Raw genomic sequence first — 17,257 nt, forward strand, 5'->3', positions numbered from 1 at the left:
CTGGTGAAATGCGTTTATGACAAGTCCAACGCTTGAGGTTACTGCTCTGTGCAAGAGCTTTGGTTCCGTCAGGGCCAACCATGATGTGACCTTCTCGGTCGATGCCGGAGAACTGCTCTGTCTCTTTGGCGAAAACGGAGCGGGGAAATCCACACTCTCGGCCTGCCTGACCGGCCTCTATCGCCCCGATAGCGGCGAGATCGCGTTGGAGGGAACTCCTTTGCGCCTTTCCTCGGCTGCTGATGCCATCCGGCATGGCATCGGGCTTGTGCATCAGCATTTCGTTCTTGTGCCCGATTTCACGGTGCTGGAGAATATCGTTGTTGGCTCGGAGACGGGCCTCTTCGTTGATTTTGCCAGCGCCGAAGCCAGGCTGCGGCAGATCTGCGAAAGCTACGGCATTGACATCGACCCCAATGCGCGGGTGGAAGATCTTTCGGTTGGTGAGCAGCAATGGGCGGAGCTTCTCAAGGCCCTATATTTCGATGCCAAGCTGCTCATTCTGGATGAGCCCACCGCGACGCTGGATGTGGAAGGCTCCAAAAAGCTGTTCCGCATCATCGACAAACTCAAGGCCGACGGCGTTGCGATCATCCTCATCACCCATTTCCTTGAAGAGGTGATGCAGGCTGACAGGGTTGCCGTGTTGCGGCAGGGCGCCGTGGTTGGCATCAAGAAAACCGCGGAGACCTCGCCAGAAGAACTGACACGCATGATGGTCGGGCGCGATCTAAAGCGCCAGACCCGCCAGTCGACGCCGATGGGGACAGCGCGCCTGGCCCTCGAATCCGTAACCGTTGAAGGGCTCGGAGAGCGCCCCGATCTGGACGACATCTCATTTTGTGTGCATGAGGGTGAGATCTTCGGCATCGCCGGAGTGGCTGGCAATGGCCAGCGCCCCCTGATGGAGGTCATCGCCGGAGTGCGCAAGCCAAAGTCTGGAATCATCTCACTGGATGATACCGTGATCTCCAGCAAGGGCGTTCATGCCATCAAGTCTATGGGATTGGGCCATATCCCAGAGGACCGTTTCGCCGAGGGCCTTGTGCGTGATTTCTCGATTGAGGAGAATCTCATTCTGGGTGAGCATCGCGGCACTTTCGCCAAAGGTGGCCTGCTCGATTTTCGCAAGATGGCCCAGAATGCCAAAAGGTTGATCGCTGAATTCAGCATCGCGGCACCATCGGGTGAGACGCTCGTGGGCAATCTTTCCGGCGGCAACGCACAGAGGGTGATTCTGGCCCGTGAGATGCAGCTTGCCAGCAAGGTGCTTCTGGCCAACCAGCCCACCCGAGGGCTTGATGTGGGCGTTATCGACTATATCCATCAATGCCTGTTCAACAAGAAAGCCGAAGGCGTGGCCGTGGTGATTGCTTCTTCCGAGCTTGAGGACCTCATTGCCCTGTGCGACCGCATCGGCGTGCTGTTTCAGGGCCGCCTGATGGGCATTGTCGACGCGCGCAAGACCAATCTGGAAGAAATCGGTCTGCTGATGGCCGGACACGCACTGGAGACCGCAGTATGATCGAGATTACCCGACGCCAAACGGTCGGCTACAGGGCGCGGATTGTTGCCTATCTGCTTGCGCTCGTGATGGGCTTTGCCTGCACATCCCTGTTGATTTGGCTGAGCGGTGCCAGTGTCATGGAAGGCTTTTCAGCCCTGTTTGAAGGGGCCTTTGGCTCTGAGGAAGCCATGCTGCAAAGCCTTGTGGCGGCAACGCCGCTGATCTTTACCGGCCTTGCCACCGTCATCGCCTATCGTGCTGAAATCTGGAGCATCGGGCAGGAGGGGCAGATGTTTGCCGGAGCCATGAGCGGCTATTTTGCCTCACTCTATCTGGGCGGAGCGCCAATGGTGGTTGCCGTGCCGGTGATCATTCTGGCTGCCATGATTGGCGGCGCTCTGCTGGGCATGCTCTGCGGCTGGCTCAAAAGTCGCTTTGCCGTCAACGAGATCATCTCCACCGTGATGCTCAACTATGTGATTGTCTATTTCCTCTCCTATCTGCTGGCTGGAGGTCCATGGACCGCGGAGGGCTCAACCTCTTACCACCAGACAGCCTTACTGGCAGATAATTTCCGCCTGCCGCTGATCGTCTCAGATGTCAAACTGCATATCGGTTTCCTGCTGGCCATTCTGGCCACCGTCCTGTGTTGGGGCATCCTCAAATTCACGCCCTTTGGCTTTGAGATTCGCGCGCTCGGGGCCAACCCGACGGCGCTGCGTTTCAAGGGCGTCAATGTTGCTCGCACCATCCTGATTGTCATGGCGGTGAGCGGAGCCCTGTCGGCGCTTGCTGGCGTATCCGAGATTTTCGGCGTCAACTATCGCCTCAAGGGGGATGTGCTGACGGGCCTTGGCTTTACCGGCATTATCGTGGGCATGATCGGCGGGCTGAACCCGTTTGGCGCCCTTATCGCGGCGCTGCTATTCGGGGCGCTGGAAAATGGTTCCCTCTATATGAGCGTCCTCTCCGACATCCCGCCCGCGCTTGTGCCTGCCATGCAGGGCATTTTGCTGCTTTTCTTTCTCAGTGCCTCGGTGATTGTCCGCTATCGTGTTCGCATCCGGAGGGCCTCCTATGTCTGAGTTGCTGTCTCCTGAAATTCTCATGTCCATCATGGTTGCCGCCATGGGCGGAGCGACGGTCATCCTGTTCGCAGCTTTGGGCGAACTGGTCACCGAGCGGGCAGGCATCTGGAATATGGGCGTGGAAGGCACCATGCTGGTCGGCTGTCTCGTCGCCTATTTGGTGATGGCTGGCACCGGCTCGCCTATCCTTGCTTCTATCGCGGCCATCGGGGCGGGCATGGTTGCAGGGCTCATCATCGGCTTCATGACAGTGACCTTGCGGGTGGATCATTTCGTGACCGGCCTTGGCTTTAATCTTTTGGCCAGCGGCCTGACGCTCTTCTGGTTCCGCAGCTATGTTGGCGGCGGCAAACCACCCAGCTATTCCACCATCGATACTGTGCCCATTCCGGGCCTTGCAGACATCCCCATACTCGGCCAGATCCTCTTTAATCAGCATCTGCTGACCTATATCGCGCTTCTCAGTGTGCCAGTAATCGCAGTCTTCCTGCGCCGGACCACCTTCGGGCTGGAAACGCGCGCTGCAGGTGAAAATCCACAATTTCTGGAGGCCAAGGGGCTTTCGGTCGCCACCCGTCAATATGCTGCTCTGTTGTTTGGTTCGGCGCTCACCGGCCTTGGCGGGGCCTTCCTGATGCTCGCCTTCGCCGATCAGTTCCGCCCGGACATTTCTGGCGGGCGCGGTTGGCTCGCCATCGTTGCCGTCATTGCGGGTAACTGGAAGCCTCTGCGCACCATGGCGGCGGTGCTGATTTTCGCCATTCTTGACAGCCTTGCAGTTCATGCCCAAGGTGTCGGGGTCGATGTGCCCTATCAATTCTTTCTCATGTTGCCCTATGTGGCGTCCATCGGCCTGTTGATTTTGATCCGCAGTCGGTCCGGCCAGCCAGCTAAACTGGGCGTTCCTTATCTGCGACACTAAATTCGGAGGTCTTTATGCCTATCCCATCCTGGAGTGAACTAGCCCCACAATTGGTTGATGTGGCCATGGGTCGGCGCATGGCCGACAGCGTTATTCGCAAGGGCAAATGGGTCAATGTCCATACTGGTGAAATCATTCCCGATATGGATGTGGCCATTTCTGGCGGCCGCATTGCCTATGTTGGCGCGGATGCCAGCCACGCCATTGGCGACGACACCAAGGTCATAGAGGCCAACGGGCGCTATATGGTGCCTGGCCTTTGCGACGCGCATATGCATGTGGAAAGCGGCATGATCACCGTCAGCGAATTTGCCCGCGCCGTCATTCCCCACGGCACCACATCCATGTTCATCGATCCGCACGAGATTGCCAACGTGTTGGGCCTTAAGGGCGTCAAGGTGATGCATGACGATGCCGCCAACATGCCGATCAACATTCAGGTGCAGGTGCCATCCTGTGTGCCATCTGCTCCGGGCCTGGAAAATGCCGGAGCGGAAATCACCGTCGATGACGTCAAGGAAGCTCTCACATGGCCGCAGATCTGCGGCCTGGGCGAAATGATGAATTTCCCCGGTGTTGCCATGGGCGACGCCAAAATGCTGGGCGAAATCGCGGCCACGCAGGACGCCGGCAAGACCGTGGGCGGCCATTTCCCGACGCCAGAGCTTGACCTGATGTTCCATGGTTATGTGGCTGGTGGTCCGGCTGATGACCATGAAGGCACCCGCAAGGAAGATGCCATTGCCCGCGCCCGTCAGGGCATGCGCCCGATGATGCGTCTTGGCTCGGCATGGTATGACGTGGCCGAACAGGTAAAAGCCATCACCGAAGATGGCCTTGATCCGCGCAGCTTCATCCTTTGCACCGATGACAGCCATTCGGGTACCATCGTCAATGATGGCCACATGAACCGCGTTGTACGGCACGCCATCGCACAAGGGCTCAAACCCATCACCGCCATTCAGATGGCCACGCTCAACACCGCCCAGCATTTCGGTATGGACCGAGACATCGGTTCCATCACGCCGGGGCGCCGCGCCGACATTATCCTGACCTCGGATCTGCCGAGCCTGCCGATCGAGCTGGTCATGGCGCAGGGAGAGGTCTTGGCGGAAGACCAGAAACTGCTCGTGGACATTCCCGAAGCCAGCTATCCCGATTTCTGCCGCAACACCGTCAATATGGGCAAGAAGCTGGCTGCCGATGATTTTGACATCTTTGCTCCGAGCGGTGCCAATCAGGTGCGTGCCCGTGTCATCGGGGTCATCGAAAATCAGGCCCCGACCAAGGCGCTGGAACGCACCTTGCCGGTCGAGCGTGGTCTGGTGCAGATGGATGGCGAGGGCGATGTTTGTCAGATCGCGCTTGTCGAGCGCCATCGCGGCACCGGCGGCGTGGTCAATGGCTTCGTATCCGGCTTTGGCTACAACAAGCCTTGCGCGGTGGCCTCCACCGTTGCCCATGACAGTCATCACATGATCGTGGTCGGCACCTCCAAGGAAGATATGGCAGCAGCAGCCAATCATCTGGGCAAGGTCGGGGGCGGCATAACCGTCTTCTCGGAAGGCAAGGAACTGGCGACCGTCGAATTGGCCATCGCCGGACTGATGTCTGAAGAGCGCGCCGAGATCGTGGCTGAAAAGGCGACAAAGATGGTCGAGGCCATGGCCGCCTGTGGTTGCACGCTCAACAACGCCAACATGCAGCATTCTCTGCTGGGGCTGGTGGTGATCCCTGAAATCCGCATCTCCGATGTCGGGTTGGTGGACGTAACCAAATTCGAGACGGTGGATCTATTCCTGTAAATTCCGTTGCGAATGAACGAGAAAAAGAAAAGGGCCGCGTCGACGGCCCTTTTTGCGTTCTCGATTTTATACGCCTGAAATGGGAGCGCCCCAAAGAAGCCCTCTCCAGATGAGGCCTCAAATGAGGGTGCCGGATATTCCTTATCTGACGCGGCGACCGGCGGACAAGCCTTCGACCTTCTCGATGATGGAGGCGGCATCGATGCCATGATGGCGATAGAGATCGCCGATCGTGCCGGTCTGGCCGAAATGCTCGATGCCAAGCGAGATGGTGCGATGCCCTGCGACCCCGCCAAGCCAGGCCAATGTGGCCGGATGGCCGTCTATGACGGTCACGATCTTGCAATGCTCGGGCAGATCATCCAACAGATGCTCCACATGGGAAATAGCCTTTTCGTTGCCCCTTGAACGCGCCCGCTGGGCCGCTGTCCAGCCCGCATTCAGGCGGTCTGCCGAGGTGACCGCCAACACGCCGATATCGCGACGGGCTTCTGCAATCGCACCCGCAGCCTTGATTGCTTCGGAGGCCACAGCCCCTTGATAGGCGATGACAATCTCGCAATTGGGTCCCGGTTTGCGCAGCCAATAGCCACCATCGATAGCGCCTTGCACAAAGGCGTCATCCGCCCGCTTGCCCGGTTGCTCAATCGGGTTCGTCGTCAGGCGCAGATAGACTGAACCGCCGGTTTCATCGCGCAGCCATGTGCGCTCGTCCGGATCGCCTTCGCCATCGCGCTGCATATAGTCGAAGGCCCATTCCATGATAACAGCCAATTCATCAGCAAAGGCTGGCTCGAAAGCGGCCAGACCATCTTGGCTCATGCCGATGAGCGGCGTGCCGACAGACTGGTGCGCGCCCCCTTCAGGAGCCAGGGTGACGCCGGAGGGCGTGCCAACAATCATGAAGCGGGAATCCTGATAGCAGGCATAGTTGAGGGCATCGAGGCCACGGCAGACAAAGGGGTCATAAACCGTGCCGATGGGGATCAGCCGCTTGCCAAACAGCGAGTGGGACAGCCCCGCCGCGCCGAGCAGCAGAAACAGGTTCATTTCTGCAATGCCAAGCTCGATATGTTGCCCTTCCGGATCGAAAACCCATTTGGCCGTTGAGGGGATGCGGTGCTCGATGAAAGCATCCTTTTGAGCCGTGCGGGCAAACAGCTTGCGCCGGTTGACCCATGGGCCGAGATTGGTCGTGCCTGTCACATCCGGAGAGGTGGTCACGATCCGTGCTGCCAATTCGCTGTCGCCCTTGGAAAGCGTATCGAGGATTTTGCCAAATGCTGCCTGCGTGGAAAGGGTGCGGGCGCTGTCCATCTCGATGGCCGGAACGGACAGTTTGTGGTCATGATAGCGGCGCGTGCCCTTGGCAAAAAAGGGCACCTCCTTCAGAAACGCCTTGAGAGCGTTGGTGTCTTCCACGGTGGCGAAAGGCTCCCATTCCTCTCCCTTGGCAACGCCCATATGCGCCTGCCATGCATCCATCTGTGTCGGGTTCATCAGGCCGCCGTGGTTGTCCTTGTGTCCGGCAATTGGCGTGCCCCACCCCTTGACTGTATAGGCAAGGAAGCAGGTCGGGCGATCATGGTCGATGGAGGCAAAAACGTCGGCCATGGTGGTCACGCAGTTGCCGCCGAGATTTTCCATGAGCGCTGCCAGTTCATCGTCACTGCGTCGCTCGATGAGCGCCGTGACATCGCCCTGATCGCCGAGATCATCCATCAGGCGCTTGCGCCATACCGCGCCACCCATGAAGGTGAGGGCCGAATAGTCCTGATTGGGGCAGGCATCAATCCATGCTTTGAGCTTGTCGCCTCCGGCCTCCTCAAAGGCCTCCCGCTGCAATTTGCCATATTTGACCCGAACGACATCCCAGCCGAAGGCATCGAAGATTTTCTCGACCCGCTCGAAGAGCCCCTCGCGCACGATCCCGTCCAGAGACTGACGGTTATAGTCGATAATCCACCAGCAGTTCCGCAGGTCGTTCTTCCAACCTTCCTGCAGGCATTCATAGATATTGCCCTCATCCAGCTCGGCGTCACCAACCAGAGCCACCATGCGACCGAGGGCTTGTTCCTGTCCCCAGCTTTTGGCCTTGATATAATCCTGAATAAGCGAGGCAAAGGAGGTGATGGCAACGCCTAGCCCGACCGAGCCGGTGGAGAAATCCACATCATCAATATCCTTGGTGCGGGACGGGTAGGATTGCACCCCGCCAAAGCCGCGGAAATTCTCCATCTTTTCCCGTGTCTGGTTGCCCATCAGATATTGCATCGCATGGAAAATGGGCGAGGCATGGGGCTTGACGGCGATGCGGTCTTCCGGACGCAGAGCGGAGAAATAGAGCGCGGTCATGATCGAGACCATGGACGCCGAGCTGGCTTGATGCCCACCCACCTTGATGCCATCCGCCTTGGGGCGGATATGGTTGGCATTGTGAATCATCCAGTGAGACAGCCACAAAAGGCGCTGCTCGATTGTCTTTAAATGGGTGCTCTGCATGTCTTGCCTCGCGTCAAGGGATAGATCTGGCATGCATCTTAATGGATCCAATCAAGATGATCCTCGCTTTTTCAGTCTGGCACAGTTATAAATTTGGAGGATATAACTACGAATAGAAAAGAAAATGAAGAAATCCACTTCACTTGATGCCTTCGATATCCAGATCCTGCGTGCCTTGGGGCAGGACGGCCGCATGCCTCTGCAGGCGCTGGCGGATACCATCAAATTGAGCGCAACGCCGACGGCAAGGCGCCTCAAGCGGCTCGAAGAAAGCGGCATTATCACAGGATACAGCGCCCTGATCGATGAGGCTGCTCTTGGCTTTGATGTGACGGTTTTCGTCTCCGTGCAGCTGGATAGGCAGGTGGATGACGCTCTGGCCCAATTCGAGGCGGCGGTCGATACCTTCGACGAAGTGGTCGATTGTTGGCTGATGACCGGCAATCGCGACTATATGATGCGCGTGGTCACTCGCAACCTCAAGGAATTCGAGACCTTCCTTGTCGGGCGTCTGACCAAGGTGCCCGGCGTTGCCAATATCGAGAGCTCGATCCCACTGCGGCGGGTAAAGGAAGGGGTGGCGCGTACGCCCTGATCCGGTTTTTTGGGGCCGAAGTCTTTCCTGCTGCCAACAACAGGCACACGAATAGACACAAAAAGCCGCCACGACTTTCCAATCGTGACGGCTTGTCTTATGAACATTCAAAATCGGGCGCGAGGCGCCAAATCTGTCAGGTCACTTATTTTGCAGCTGCGCGTGCATCGTCGAGCCATTTGTTGACTTCGTCCTGATGCTTTTCAATCCATGCAGCAGCCTGTGCTTTCACGTCATCGTCGCCTTCGTTCATGGCAGCGTTCTGTGCGTAGATGTCCTGAACCGGAATGCGGACTTCATCAAGAAGAGTCTTGATTGCAGGGTTCTTTTCGATGAAGGCATCGTTGGCAACCGGCAGGATATCAGCTGCAGCAAAGCCCATGGAGCAAGGATCGGATACGCAGGTCTCAAGACCTTTCACGGCCGGAGCGGTGTCAACACCATCGCGTTCCGGTACGGTGATCCACATGACATCTTCACCCGGCTTCAGCTGGTTCACAGTCCAGTTCGGGGTCCAGGTGTAGAACAGGATATGTTCGCCAGCTTCATAGGAAGCAACGGCGTCAGCCATGGAGGCAGAATAGCCAGCCTTGATCGTGTTGATATCGTCGCCCAGATCGTAGGCTTCCATATGTTCGGAGATCTTGACTTCGCAGCCCCAGCCCGGAGGGCAGGCAACCAGATCGGCTTTGCCATCGGCATTGCGATCAAACGCTTCCTTGACTTCTGGGCGTTTGAAATCGTCCAGAGACTTGATGCCGAATTCATCAACGGCAGCCTTGTCGACGAGATAACCCTGAAGGGCGCCCTTCTCGGCGACAGCGCCAACGATGGAAGCGGTATCTTCAAAAGCAGGCTTGTAGGTGTCATGCAGCGGGAACCAGCCGTTGACCCAAAGATCCAGATCGCCAAAAGCGACGGACTGATAGAAAGCCGGTACGTCAAGCGTGGTCGGACCATCAACAGAGTAACCAAGCTTCTGGAACAGCTGGCTGTAGATTTCGGAGTGGAACCAACCGGTATCCCAAGTGGCCTGACCCATTTTGATGGTAACGCCTTCACCTGGCATGTCAGCTGCGATGGAAGGTGCAGCATAAGCGAATACAGCGCCGGACAGAGCGGCGGCGGCAGCAAATTTACGGATAGCATTTGCCATAATAAACTCTCCTCTAGTAATTTAGTGGTTAAAAATAGCAAAAGCCAGACAGACAGAGTCCATCCGGCTTTCGCAGTTGTTTCATCAAGCTTTTTGTTTGTCGGAAGCCGTTGCGGACTGCCCCTTGAAAATGGATGCAATGAAGCCCAGCAGAGACGTGTTGCTTGTGCTTGGTTCAGCGAAGCCCTGCGTGATGCGGTCAAGAATGATCGCCAGAATGACGATACCGACACCGCCGGCAGTTGCTCCGCCAACGTCAAGGCGACCAAGACCGGTGTTTACCACCAGCCCAAGACCACCAGCACCAATGAGAGCGGCAATAACGACCATGGACAAGGCCAGCATCAGGGTCTGGTTTAGACCAGCCATGATGGTGCGCAGAGCCAGAGGAATCTGGACTTCCCACAGAATCTGGAAATAGGTCGCCCCGAATGACTCCGACGCCTCGATCAGATCCTTGCGCACGTTGCGAATGCCAAGGTTGGTCATGCGAATGATCGGCGGCAAGGCAAAGATAATGGTTGCAATGATACCCGGAGCCATACCGACACCGAACAACATGACAATCGGCACAAGATAAACAAAGCTTGGAACCGTCTGCATTATATCCAGAATGGGGCGGACGATTTTCCAGGCCGTATCGCTGCTTGCGGCGAGGATGCCGACGGGAATACCGATCACGGCGCAGAAGAGCACCGATGTAATAATCATCGACAGGGTTGTCATGGTTTCCGGCCAAAGGCCGATCATATCAATGAAGAAGAAACCGATAATGGTCGCGATGGCCATGGTGCGGTTGACAACGCGCCAGGCGACCAAAGCAAAAACGAGTGTGATAATGAGCATCGGCATCCAGGCAAAGAAGCCATCAAGTGCCTGAAGAACCTCGTTCACCGGCACCTGCATCGCCCTGAAAAACGGGCGAAAGTTAGGAACCAGAAACCCGCGAACGAAGCTGTTGACCACGTCATCAAACGGAATGGTTAAAAAGTCTGAAGGGCTGATCAAGTCAGTCTCCTAATTATATTGCTGCGCTTGTGATGCTGTCCGGGCCGGTCTCTTCTTCATCTGAAGCCAGATGCTCGAAGATATTCTCGGCGGAAACAACACCAACCAGCTTGCCGTCATCATCGGTTACGGCCAAAGGCATACCGGTTTGCGCTTCTGAATAGATTTCATTGAGATAAGCGTCTTGTGGCACGGTCGGCGGGTGGGCATGCATGATGTCCATGACGCGTGCCGATGTTTTTGCTGATTCCACGTCGCTACGGGTCAGAAGCCCGGCCGGAACGCCATCCTTGACCACATGAATGATCTCGGTTTCGGTCCGGTCCATTGCTGCAATGGCATCGGAAACCCGCGCGGTGAGTGGAACGCGAGAGGCATCCTCGGCAATGTCGGAAGCGGTGTAAACGCGGCTGCGGTCGATATCGGCGACAAACGCTTTCACATAGGCGTCTGCCGGATCGGAAACAATGTCCTGCGCCGTCCCTACCTGAACGAAGGCGCCATCTTTCATGATCGCAATGCGATCACCCAGAAGCAGGGCTTCGTTGAGATCGTGGGTAATGAAGATGATGGTTTTCTTCAGCTCACGCTGGAGAACGACCAGTTCATCCTGCATCTCGCGGCGGATCAACGGGTCAAGCGCGCCGAACGGTTCGTCCATCAAAAGGATTTCCGGATCGTTGGCCAGACCGCGTGCCAGACCGACACGCTGCTGCATGCCGCCCGAAAGCTCGCCGGGATAGCTGTCTGCATGCGCATCCAGCCCCACTTTATCAAGGGATTCAAGCGCTCTCTTGTAGCGTTCCTCTTTGGGAACACCGTTGACCTTCAAACCGAAGGCCACATTATCCAAGACAGTCTTGTGCGGGAAAAGCGCGAAATGCTGGAATACCATGCAGCATTTCTCACGCCGAACCTTTCGAAGCTCTTCCTTTGAGCAGGAGGCCACGTCGACGTCGTCGACCCAGATCTCCCCCGCTGACGAAGGGATAAGGCCGTTCAAAGTGCGCACCAGTGTGGACTTGCCGGATCCGGAGAGACCCATGATAACGAAGATCTCGCCTTCGTTCACGTCAAAGCTGACATTGTTGATCCCGACGGTGACGCCGGTCTCGCGAAAAATCTGCTCTTTGCTTTGTCCTTGCTGAACGCGCTTCCAGCCTTCACCACTCTCATCATTAAAGAGCTTGGAAACGTTCCTAACTTTCATTTTAATAGTCATGGAGTAGGCCTTTAGCACACTCGTGCTGAAAATGAAACCGTGATCAAAATTTTCATCAAAATTTCAAATTGAATGCCTAAATTAAATGCAAGATGAACTTCTTGAATTTCGTATTTTTCAGCCACGAAAACCAATGAAATACGCTGCATTTGGGCGTGTCGATTGCGAATGACTGAAGGGCTATATAGTTTTACACAAAACAGCTTTTAACATGAGGTGTAAATATTTAAAAACTTCGTTTGTCAATAAAACATAATCTTATACAGTATTTTTATTTTTATTATTGGTAATTCTATTTCATGGAAGTCTGAAGGTTCAGTATATGTGGAAAGAAGTGAGCTTAAAAGAATTTACATGTGAGATAATTTGTAAATTATCCGAAAAATATGCGTATAGTTATCTATTTAATTTGTATATATGGTAAGCGAAAATTTTATAGAGCGAAAAATTTAGTATTTGTCGTCTTTATGAGCGTCAGGGTAAGAGTTTTATATTTTTTATAACAAAAATAGGATTTGAATTTTGCTTCAATCTCATACCTAGGTGGAAGCATCTCTACCTGATTGCGGACAGGTTGTGTGTCGTGAAAATGCGCGCCGAAGAGAAAGGTTAAGTGGGTACAAACACTTAAGTAGAATACGGCAAGTTGACTTGTGCAAATCTGTTTCATAAAAAGATTGTGCGTAATAACGCACAATCTGGGGCGCTATGACGCAACAACGCGGAATAGCGCGTAGCGTCGTTTCGCGCGCATGATGACGCAAGCGGAGCAAACTGATGCTTAAAACGATGACGCCTGTTTCTGACCGCATCGAACGGCTGCGGCAGAATTATGTCAATACCAAACCCTCTATCTGTTATGAGCGCGCCAAGATCTATACGGAGTCGCACAAGAAGACCGAAGGCAAGCCGACCATTCTGCGTCGTGCTCAGGCTTTTTATGATTTCTGCGCGCAATTCCAGGTCCGCATTTTCGAGGATGAGCTGATTGTCGGAACGGCTGGCAAGTTCCGCCGGACAGGGATTCTGACGCCGGAATATTCCTGGAAGTGGGTCGACAAGGAAATGGACACCTTCCCCACACGTCCGCAAGACCCCTATCAGATTACGCCGGACCAGTGTGATGTCGTGCGCGCAGAGATTTTCCCCTATTGGCATGGCAAGTCGCTGGAGGAGCATTTTCTAGCAGCGTTGCCTGAAGAAACCGCCAGAATCGCTGTGGATACGGGCATCATCGACAATGATTCCAAATGGCGACAGGCCGTGGGTGAAATCACGCCGGACTATGAAGGCCACCTGTTCGTCAAGGGCTATGGCGGCATTCTGAAAGATGCAGAAGAAAAGCTCGCTACGCTTGATTATCTCAACGCCGAAGATATCGATCGGATCCACTATTATCAGGCGACCATCCTTAGCGCCAAGGCTATTATCCTGCTGGCCAATCGCTATGCCGATTTGTCAGAAAACATGGCGGAAGAGGAAGCTGACGCTGACCGTATGGCCGAGCTGTTGGAGATTGCTCGCGTGTGTCGTCGCGTGCCGGAATATCCGCCGCAAAGCTTCCATGAAGCCACACAATTCATCTGGTTTGTTCAGCTGGGCGGCATCATCACCGAGAATCCGCTGGCGCTCAATCCGGGCCGCTATGACCAGTTCATGTATCCCTACTATGCGGCAGACATGGACAAGGGGCTTCTGGACAAGGCCGGCGCCAAGGAACTGATCCACGCTCTGTGGCTAAAATATTCCGAATGGGTCTGGACCATCTCGGAAAACACCACAGGCTATTTCGCCGGCTATAACCAGTTTCAGAATCTGACCGTTGGCGGCAAGAAGCGCGATGGCAGCGATGCCACCAACGAGCTCACCTATCTTTGCCTTGAGGCAACCGATGAAGTGCGCACCCACCAGCCGGGTCTCAGCGTGCGTGTACAATCGGATTGTCCGCCAGAATTTCTCTATGCCGTGTCCGATCTGGTTAGTAAAGGGACTGGCTTTCCGGCAATCCATAACGATCAGGCCGGAATACAGATGCTGTTGCAGGCCGGTTATGAACCCGAAGACGCCCGCGACTGGAACAATTGCGGCTGTGTTGTGCCTCACTTCCGCCAGACAGGGCAATGGACCAGCGCGGTCAATGTCAACTTCGCCGCAGCGATGGAATATGCCCTTAATGAGGGCAAGAGCCGCCTGACGGGCGAGAAAATGGGGCTTGAAGCCAAGCCTCTGGCAGACTATGCCAGCTATCAGGAAATCGAGGATGCCACCTTCGAGCAGGTGGGTAATCTCATTCATCATTCGGTGGTCTCCACCGTCATCGCCCAGAAACTCCACGCGGAAATGGTGCCGCGTCCATTCCTGTCCACCTGCATTGGCCATTGTCTGGAAGAGGGCAAGGATCTTTCTCGCGGGGGCGCGAAATATAATGTTGGTCCGGTTCTAACCGGTATCGGCCTTGCGGTCGTCGCTAACTCGCTGGCTGTCATCAAGAAGCTTGTGTTCGAAGACAAGGTGACCACGCTCGCCGAACTGGATGCCGCGATGAGCGCCGACTGGGAGGGCTATGACGCCCTGCGTACCAAGGCGCTTGCTGTGGTCAAATATGGCAATGATGATGACTATGTCGATGCCATCGCGCGCGATCTGGCTAACTATTATTATCGCAAAACCCGGGCCTATAAAGACAATTTTGGTTCGCCCTTCAACTCGGCCTTCATGGGCATTTCCAACTATATCCCCACGGGCCGGATTGTCGGGGCCACCCCTTGTGGGCGCAAGGCGACCAAGCCGATTACGGAAGGGGTTTCTCCCTTTGCCGGCAGCGATGTGAAAAGTCCGCTTGCGGCCATGCGCTCCAGCGCCAAGATGAACCATGATGTGCATACCGGCGGCACATTGCTCAACTTGCGTCTCAGTGAAGATCTGGTCAGCACGCCAAAGGGCAAGCGCGATCTGGGCGGCATCATCCGCGCCTATTTCTCGCTCGGGGCTTTTCATGTGCAGTTCAACACGCTGTCCACCGAAACCCTGCGCAAGGCCCAGAAAAACCCTGAAGATTATAAGGATCTTCTGGTGCGGGTGGCTGGCTACAGCACGCAGTTCGTCAATCTTTCGCCTGAAATGCAGGAGGCGATCATCGCGCGGTCGGCTCATGGCAGCTATTGATCGCGGTGAATTAGGCAACAGCGGAGTAATCCTGCAAATGCAGGATTACTCCATCCATGATGGAGAAGGTGTTCGTACGACCATCTTTTTGGCCGGATGCGGCCTCAGGTGCCAGTGGTGCGCCAATCCGGAGAGCTGGACACAGCATAAAAAACTCGCCTATCACGCCCACAAATGCAAAGGTTGCCACACGTGCCGCTCTGTCTGCCCGGAAGGGCTCGACCCGGCGTCGGAAGGCTTTGATATTGCCCGCTGCACTTTCTGTGGGGACTGCGTAGCCGCGTGCCCGGAAAAGGCACTTCAGCTCGCCTGTGAAGCGATGGATGCCGATGCGGTTCTTGACCAGATTCGCCGCGACGAGATTTTCTTCCGCCATTCCGGCGGTGGGGTGACCTTCTCAGGCGGAGAGCCTTTTGTGCAGCACCAGTTTCTTCGGCGTCTAATGGCCGGTTGCGAAAAGCTCGGTGTTTCGGTCTGGGTGGAAAGCTGCGGCTTTTTCAAATGGGACCAATGCAGCGACCTGATGGCGGGCATTGACCATATCTTCTTTGATATCAAGCATATGGATAGTGAAACTCACCGGAAGTTTACCGGCTTGGGCAACGAAACCATTCTTGAAAACGCCAAGAGGATCTGCGCTGCAGGCGTTCCGATGACGGTTCGTATTCCCCTGATCACGGAAGTGAATCTGGACGGCAGGAACCTCACCGCAACGGCGCGCTTCATGCAGGAGCATCTGCCGGGCAGCCTGATCGAGCTGTTGCCCTATCATGAGCTTGGAAAGGCCAAATACAGCGCCTTTCGCATGCAGGATGACTTTCATGCCTTTACTACGCCGACCGCAGCGCAAATCGAGGCTGCCTACAGCATCTTCGAGCATCACAGCATTGGGCGCTATCAGTAGCTGACAATATTCTGGAAGACGACCATTTGGCTCGCCGCGCGATATCCATGGGGCTGATCGGCGTAGAAGCGGAAGGATCCGCCCTCTCTTACCGTCTGCCAGTGACCATCGGCAAAGATCTCCAGAGTTCCCTTCACAACAATCACGCTCTCCACCACGCCATGGGCATGAGGATCGGACATCTGGCAATGATGATTGGTCAGAGTGATTTCATGGATCTCGAAATTCACCGCTTCGCTATAGGGAAAGATCGACACCATTTTCATGTCGGGATCGTTTGGAAAGCTCGGACTTTCTTCCGGATCGGTCGATTGGCTGAGAAAGGCGGAGAAGGAGGTTTCCAGCCCGGTCGCGATTTGCCAGAGCTTGGCAATGGTGGGGCTTGATTCTTCCCGTTCGATCTGTCCGAGCATCGCCTTGGAGACACCTGTCAGTTTGGCGACATCATCAAGGCTGAGTTTGCGCTGGCTGCGTATCGTCTTCAGGTGGGCTGCGACAGAGTGTTTGAACCGGTTTTCCGACACGATCGAATCTCGTTCTTCATGGTCTTTGCTGGACTATTCATACCAGCAAGACCACATCTCTGGCTATGCCCAAAACCAAAGGCTATAGCTGTTCCCCCAGTGCAAGATGCAGGGAATTGTTGATGTGGCGCTCAAGAGCCTCTTCGGCTTCGGCAATGTCGGACGAAAGCATGGGGCGCAAAATGGCCAGATGTTCACCTGTGATGCGCTCTGCGTTGAATGGAGTGACTTGAAGGCGAGATTGTACGACCATGTGAATCTTGACCGAATTGACGCGGTAGACATTAGCGATCAGCGCATTTTGCATGCTGCCAATCAAGGCTGCATGGATATCCCAGTCGAGCTTCTGCATAGCATCGGCGTCATCCTGATCGGATTTAGCCTGTATGTTTGCCAGATAGGTTTCATGCTGCTTGATCCACTCTGCAATCGTCTCCTTGGGAATGCGCTTGACCGCAGAGCTGATCGCACTCAATTCCAGAATACGACGCAGCTCATAAGCATCACGCACAAAGGAAACATCAAGAGAGGGCACCATCAGGCCGCGCTTGGGGATGGTTTCAAGAAGGCCGTCAGCTTCTAGGCGCGGAATGGCTTCTCGGATGGAGCCAAGCGTCGAACCGGTCATTTCCATCAGTTCGCGTTGCGACACCAGCGTACCCGGTTTCAGGGCACCCTGATCGAGTAGTTCCACGATGCGTTCATAGGCCGCGCGCTTTAGCATTCTCAAGTCCTGTCTCATGCATTGGGCTGCCGGATTGCCGTATCCGGCTTGTTCCCTCAATACGCGCCCCGGTTCGTCAGTGCAACCATGTTGCTCACATCCAACCTATGCGCCAAGAGGGCCCATTCTATTCAC

The 17,257-nt window shown here is 55.4% G+C and carries 13 protein-coding genes; 7 read left to right on the plus strand and 6 right to left on the minus strand.

Annotation, left to right across the window (positions count from 1 at the left end):
* The first annotated feature begins 16 nt into the window (after window positions 1-16).
* Genes BM258_RS03765 through ade form a run of 4 tightly spaced genes read left to right on the plus strand, consistent with a single transcriptional unit; the run spans window position 17 to window position 5,322 of the window.
* Window positions 17-1,525 carry an ABC transporter ATP-binding protein gene (locus BM258_RS03765; RefSeq protein WP_090069086.1) on the plus strand — a complete coding sequence of 503 codons (1,509 nt, stop codon included), beginning with the start codon at window positions 17-19 and terminating at the stop codon, window positions 1,523-1,525.
* Window positions 1,522-2,592 (plus strand): ABC transporter permease, encoded by a 1,071-nt coding sequence (locus BM258_RS03770; protein WP_090069089.1) that lies wholly within the window; start codon window positions 1,522-1,524, stop codon window positions 2,590-2,592. The genes BM258_RS03765 and BM258_RS03770 overlap by 4 nt, the downstream gene beginning before the upstream one ends.
* Entirely contained in the window at window positions 2,585-3,517 is a 933-nt protein-coding gene (locus BM258_RS03775) for an ABC transporter permease (RefSeq protein ID WP_090069092.1), read from the plus strand. The genes BM258_RS03770 and BM258_RS03775 overlap by 8 nt, the downstream gene beginning before the upstream one ends.
* Before the next feature lie 14 nt (window positions 3,518-3,531).
* The gene (gene ade / locus BM258_RS03780) at window positions 3,532-5,322 is read left to right on the plus strand and encodes an adenine deaminase (protein WP_090069095.1); all 1,791 of its coding nucleotides are present in this window, start codon (window positions 3,532-3,534) and stop codon (window positions 5,320-5,322) included.
* 141 nt (window positions 5,323-5,463) lie between these two features.
* Here the strand turns inward: ade and BM258_RS03785 are convergent, their stop codons facing one another.
* On the minus strand, window positions 5,464-7,824 hold the full coding sequence (locus BM258_RS03785) for a 1-deoxy-D-xylulose-5-phosphate synthase N-terminal domain-containing protein (RefSeq protein WP_090069098.1): 2,361 nt from the start codon (window positions 7,822-7,824) through the stop codon (window positions 5,464-5,466).
* Between the two features lie 124 nt (window positions 7,825-7,948).
* Here BM258_RS03785 and BM258_RS03790 point away from each other — a divergent pair, with 124 nt between their 5' ends.
* Entirely contained in the window at window positions 7,949-8,419 is a 471-nt protein-coding gene (locus BM258_RS03790; RefSeq protein ID WP_090069101.1) for an Lrp/AsnC family transcriptional regulator, read from the plus strand.
* 145 nt (window positions 8,420-8,564) lie between these two features.
* On the opposite strand, the gene proX is transcribed toward BM258_RS03790, so the two are convergent.
* The 3 genes from proX to BM258_RS03805 form a co-directional block, all read right to left on the minus strand.
* Complete coding sequence (proX, locus tag BM258_RS03795) at window positions 8,565-9,575, minus strand: glycine betaine/L-proline ABC transporter substrate-binding protein ProX (RefSeq protein ID WP_090069102.1); 1,011 nt, start codon at window positions 9,573-9,575, stop codon at window positions 8,565-8,567.
* Between the two features lie 84 nt (window positions 9,576-9,659).
* On the minus strand, window positions 9,660-10,583 hold the full coding sequence (locus BM258_RS03800) for an ABC transporter permease (protein WP_090069105.1): 924 nt from the start codon (window positions 10,581-10,583) through the stop codon (window positions 9,660-9,662).
* A 13-nt stretch (window positions 10,584-10,596) separates the two neighbouring features.
* Window positions 10,597-11,793, minus strand: a complete 1,197-nt coding sequence (locus BM258_RS03805; RefSeq protein ID WP_244544587.1) for a quaternary amine ABC transporter ATP-binding protein — start codon at window positions 11,791-11,793, stop codon at window positions 10,597-10,599.
* A gap of 789 nt (window positions 11,794-12,582) precedes the next feature.
* Here BM258_RS03805 and BM258_RS03810 point away from each other — a divergent pair.
* Entirely contained in the window at window positions 12,583-14,970 is a 2,388-nt protein-coding gene (locus tag BM258_RS03810) for a glycyl radical protein (protein WP_210186649.1), read from the plus strand.
* Window positions 14,957-15,874: a glycyl-radical enzyme activating protein gene (locus tag BM258_RS03815; protein WP_090069111.1), complete on the plus strand. Its 918-nt coding sequence runs from the start codon at window positions 14,957-14,959 to the stop codon at window positions 15,872-15,874. The genes BM258_RS03810 and BM258_RS03815 overlap by 14 nt, the downstream gene beginning before the upstream one ends.
* Here BM258_RS03815 and BM258_RS03820 read toward each other — a convergent pair.
* Together BM258_RS03820 and BM258_RS03825 are read right to left on the minus strand one after the other, a co-directional pair.
* Complete coding sequence (locus BM258_RS03820; RefSeq protein WP_090069112.1) at window positions 15,868-16,398, minus strand: helix-turn-helix domain-containing protein; 531 nt, start codon at window positions 16,396-16,398, stop codon at window positions 15,868-15,870. The genes BM258_RS03815 and BM258_RS03820 overlap by 7 nt on opposite strands.
* Window positions 16,399-16,480: 82 nt before the next feature.
* Entirely contained in the window at window positions 16,481-17,122 is a 642-nt protein-coding gene (locus BM258_RS03825; protein WP_244544588.1) for a GntR family transcriptional regulator, read from the minus strand.
* Window positions 17,123-17,257 lie beyond the last annotated feature (135 nt).

This window comes from Cohaesibacter marisflavi (assembly GCF_900115225.1).
GTDB lineage: Bacteria > Pseudomonadota > Alphaproteobacteria > Rhizobiales > Cohaesibacteraceae > Cohaesibacter > Cohaesibacter marisflavi.